The sequence below is a fragment of the Desulfosporosinus sp. I2 genome, from assembly GCF_000960765.1.
GTDB lineage: Bacteria > Bacillota > Desulfitobacteriia > Desulfitobacteriales > Desulfitobacteriaceae > Desulfosporosinus.
Window position 1 is genome coordinate 1 of the sequence record NZ_JYNH01000221.1, and the last position, 4,863, is coordinate 4,863.

4 protein-coding genes are annotated in these 4,863 nt (G+C 49.5%); all 4 read left to right on the forward strand.

Going from position 1 to position 4,863, the window contains the following annotated elements; all coding sequences use genetic code 11:
- On the forward strand, positions 1 to 255 hold a 255-nt coding region (nuoK, locus tag UF75_RS24695; protein WP_045577171.1), incomplete at its 5' end, for an NADH-quinone oxidoreductase subunit NuoK.
- 21 nt (positions 256 to 276) lie between these two features.
- Positions 277 to 2,223 carry an NADH-quinone oxidoreductase subunit L gene (gene nuoL, locus UF75_RS24700; RefSeq protein WP_045577172.1) on the forward strand — a complete coding sequence of 649 codons (1,947 nt, stop codon included), beginning with the start codon at positions 277 to 279 and terminating at the stop codon, positions 2,221 to 2,223.
- Positions 2,223 to 3,770: an NADH-quinone oxidoreductase subunit M gene (locus UF75_RS24705; protein WP_045577173.1), complete on the forward strand. Its 1,548-nt coding sequence runs from the start codon at positions 2,223 to 2,225 to the stop codon at positions 3,768 to 3,770. Before nuoL ends, UF75_RS24705 begins: the two co-directional genes overlap by 1 nt.
- Positions 3,770 to 4,863 (forward strand): NADH-quinone oxidoreductase subunit N (locus tag UF75_RS24710; RefSeq protein ID WP_045577174.1); only part of this gene is annotated, 1,094 nt, incomplete at its 3' end. The genes UF75_RS24705 and UF75_RS24710, both read left to right, overlap by 1 nt.

Genomic DNA, 4,863 nt, shown 5'->3' on the forward strand with positions numbered 1-4,863 from the left:
AAGAAAAATATGATCGCCATCCTGATGTCGATTGAGCTGATGCTGAATGCCGTTAACCTTAATTTTGTCGCGTTTAATCGATTTTTATGGAACCAAACAGTCGATATCCACTATATTTTAACAGGGCATGTAGCGGCCCTTTTCATCATTATTGTGGCGGCCTGTGAAGTGGCCGTTGGCCTCGCTTTGGTCATTGCGGTTTATCGTAACCGACAGTCGACGAACGTCGATGAATTCAATTGGTTGAAGTGGTAAGAGAGTCTATGGAGAAGGTAGGTGTTCAAGGAAATGCATGATCTCTTTCAGTGGGCATGGTTAATTCCTGCTTTGCCCTTTCTGTCGTTTCTACTCATCGCCTTTGTCACGAAACGATCGAAACGACTATCTTCCACAATTTCAATCCTCGCGATTCTCACCTCCTTGGGCTTAGCGATCACCATTGGGCTAAGCGTTATTCAGTTGGGTGCGGAAATTGTGGAACATCCTGCGATTGTCAGCGTGAATTGGCTTAATATTGTTGGCTTAAACATTGATTTTGGGACGATCATCGATCCTCTCAGTGCTATGATGTTGTTCGTAGTAACCCTAGTCGCCTCAATGGTTCAGATTTACTCATTGGGCTATATGCACGGGGATGAGGGTTGGTCGCGCTATTATGCGTATCAGTCCCTGTTTGCCTCGGCAATGCTGGGCATGGTTCTGGCGACGAACCTGTTACAACTCTTTATCTTCTGGGAATTAGTCGGACTGTGCTCCTACTTGCTGATCGGCTTTTGGTTCTTTAAAGTATCCGCCCGGGAGGCCGCCAAGAAAGCCTTTATGACGACCCGTGTCGGAGACTTTGGGCTACTCCTCGGCATGCTTTTCCTCTATACGAAGTTTGGAACACTTGATTTTGTGGCACTTTCCGCCGCCTTAAACACCAGTTTTCAGGATGTCGTAGTGATCGGAACAGCGAGCTACGTAACCGTCATGGCGTTCCTGATCTTTTTGGGACCGATCGGAAAATCCGGACAGTTCCCCCTGCACGTCTGGCTACCCGACGCTATGGAGGGTCCCACACCCGTCAGCGCTTTGATTCACGCAGCCACCATGGTTGTGGCAGGGGTTTATTTAGTCGCACGAATGTATTTTCTCTTTGATTTTGCCTCCCCAGAGGCTCTGCAGTTCATCGCTGGACTAGGAGCGTTCACGGCCCTTTTTGCCGCTTCGATTGCGATCGTCCAAAATGACATCAAACGGATTCTAGCCTATTCCACCTTGAGTCAACTCGGCTATATGATGTTTGCGCTCGGGGTCGGTTCATTTAGCGGATCCATGTTTCACCTCATGACGCATGCCTTCTTTAAGGCGTTGATGTTCTTAGGAGCCGGCTCTGTCATTTATGCCTTACATCATAAACAAGATATTTGGGATATGGGTGGACTATGGAAACGGATGCCGATCACCACTTGGACCTTTGGCATCGGGGTTTTGGCCATCTCCGGAATCCCACCGTTCGCGGGCTTTTTCTCGAAAGATGAAATCCTGGCTAACGCTCTGCACAACGGCCATCCCATTATTTATGCGGTCGGTCTGTTTACCGCCTTCTTAACCGCCTTCTACATGTGCCGATTGTTCTTTGTGGCGTTTATGGGACCGGAAAAAGCAGAGAATCATCCTCAAGAATCCCCTTGGAGTATGACCATTCCGCTCATGATACTCGCGTTCTTCAGTGTCATTGGTGGCTGGGCAGCCTTACCGGAGCATAACTTTGCCTACTACGTCCATTATGGCGAGTTTGAACACGAAGCCATAGACTGGGTTCTAGCGGGGATTTCCGTCTTGGCGGGTGCCCTTGGAATAGGACTCGCCTATACCATCTACCTCAAAAAATCCATCACAGCCGAGAGTATCGTAGCCCGTTTCCCCGGAGTCTACAAGATTCTCAGCAATAAATACTATATTGACGAGATATACCTATGGATCATTCACAACGTGATGGATGGCTTGGGCAAACTTCTGTATTGGTTTGACATCTATATCGTGGACGGAATCATCAATGGGATCGCCCTGTTCACGCGTGGCAGTGGTAAACTACTGCGACGGACCAGTACAGGACAAGTCCAAACGTACGCCATGGTGTTCTTTTTCGCCATAGTCGTGATTTACATGGTCTTCGCATTTGGGGAAGGTCAACTAAGTGCTCTTAACCCCTTAGCGACGCTAGGAGGTGTGAAATAATGTCTGCACTGCCTACAGTGAGTTCACTGCCCATGCTTTTGCCCTTCACGCTACTAGCCCCTTTAGTGGCCATGTTATTGATCGTTTTCATGCCCAAGGAAGAGAGTAAAATGATCAAACTTGTGGCAGCCATGGGTATGTTCGTGTCGTTAGTCCTCTCACTTTATGCCTTTTTTCAATATGACCAGTCGCTCGGTGGAATGCAGTTTACCCTAACAATTCCCTGGATACCCGATCTCGGTGTCAACTTAGCCTTCGGAGTGGATGGCTTAAGTTTACCGATGCTACTCTTAACGAACCTAATTGGGTTTTCGGCCATCTATGCCTCCTGGAACATGGAAAAGAGAGTGAAGGAATACTTTATCCTCTTACTGATCCTGATCGCCGGTGTGATGGGCACCTTTATTGCCCGAGACCTGTTTATCTTCTTCCTCTTCTATGAAATCGTGGTGATCCCGATTTACATCATGGTCATCATCTGGGGGAGTACGAAACGGGTCACGAAAGAATATGCCGGTATGAAACTCACCATCTACTTGCTGATTGGCTCGGCCTTCCTCCTCGTGGGAATGATCGCCCTCTATTTAGCCGCAGCGACCAATGGCAATCCAACCTTTATGTTTGATCAGTTAGCAGCAAGGCAGTCCCTCTACAGTCCAGCCTTTCAAAAGGTGGCCTTTGCTCTGATGCTCTTTGGCTTTGGATCCCTGATTTCCATGTTCCCCTTTCACTCTTGGTCTCCCGATGGTTATGCCGGAGCCCCGACCGCGGTGAGCATGATCCACGCCGGAGTCTTAAAGAAAATTGGGGGCTATGGATTAATCCGCTTAGGGGTTTATGTCCTTCCGCTCGGAGCGAAGTACTGGGCACCGCTCATAGCCGTGTTAGCCATTGGCAACGTGCTTTACGCAGCGTTCATTGCCTTGGCTCAAAAAGACCTCAAATACGTCGTCGGGTATTCCTCCGTGAGTCACATGGGCTATGTATTGATCGCGATTGCGGCCCTAAACCCCACTGCGATGAACGGTGCCGTGGCGATGATGTTTGCCCACGGGGTCATGGCAGCCCTCTTCTTCGCCATGATAGGGTTTATCTACGAAAAAACGCATACTCGCAACATCGCAGACCTGGGAGGACTGGCCCATCAAGTGCCGCGCTTAGCGATTGGTTTCATGATTGCCGGTCTCGCCTCCTTAGGATTACCGGGCACCGTGAATTTTATTTCCGAATTCACCATTTTCATGGGTGCCATTAAAGTCTACCCGGTGCAAACCGTGCTTGGAATCGCAGGGATCATCTTTACGGCAGTCTACATCCTCCGGACCATTGCCAACGTTATGTTTGGACCGCGTCGCTCGGAATGGGACCACTTAACCGACCTTCGAGGGCCAGAACTAGTACCGCTCGTCTTGCTCGGATTCGTCATCTTTCTGGGTGGGATATTCCCGAATATCCTAATGGGAATGATTAACAGTGGAGTTAACTCCTCAGGCCTGGCCAAGGTCCTAGAGACCGTGAGTCAGGCAACGATGGGAGGGCTATTCTAATGGAATTCAATATTACAACCGTGCTCCTGCCTGAAGTGATGATTGCGGCCATGTCCATGATTTTGTTAGCCCTTGGACTACTGGTGCCCTATGGCGCTCGCAAAAGCATGATGCCCCTCACCGTGTTCACGTTAATCGGCGTTCTCAGTTATACTGGGTATGATTTTTTCTATGGACCGAAAGCCACGTTTCTTGAGGGCATGTATATGCATGACCAATTTGCCGTGTATTTCAAAGGACTCTTCCTGGCCGCAGCCCTGCTGGTCGTACTCTCTTCCCGAGATTATGTCCAAAAATTAGCAGAGCACCGTTACAAATTCTATTCGTTGCTGTTAACGGCGACGTTAGGAATGATGCTTATGGCCGGAGCCGGCGAACTGATCACGATGTATGTCGGGCTAGAATTAATGACCATTTCCTTCTATATCCTGGTGGCCTATTTGGCCAATGACGCTCGTTCTTCGGAAGCTGGTATTAAATATCTGGTACTCGGTGGAGCCTCTTCCGCCATACTACTCTACGGAATCAGCCTCATTTACGGACTGACGGGCTCGACGGAACTGGCGGGAATTGCCAGTAAGCTCGGAGGGAGTCTGACACCGGCCTCGCTCTTAGCGACCGTATTCCTGCTGGCTGGATTAGGCTTTAAAATTTCCCTGGTTCCGTTCCACCTCTGGGCCCCGGACATTTACGAAGGGGCGCCTACCCCCGTCACAGCCTTCTTGGCGATTGCCTCGAAAGCGGCCGCGTTTGCGGTGCTGATTCGAGTTTACCTCGTAACGATGAACAGCCAATCGTTTTCCTTAACCGGTCAAACTCTGCTGATCGTATTAGCGGCCATGACGATGATTTTGGGGAACCTGATTGCCATACCGCAAACCAATATTAAACGGATGTTGGCCTATTCGAGCATTGCTCAAGCCGGTTATTTAATGGTGGGTATTATTGCCGAATCGGTAGCAGGTATAAAAGGGGTACTCTTCTACGCCATGATCTACGTCTTCGCGAATATGGGAGCGTTTGCTGTGGCGACTCACGTGGCTGAACGACAAGACAGTGATGAGATTAAGGACTTCGCAGGCTTGTGGCGCCG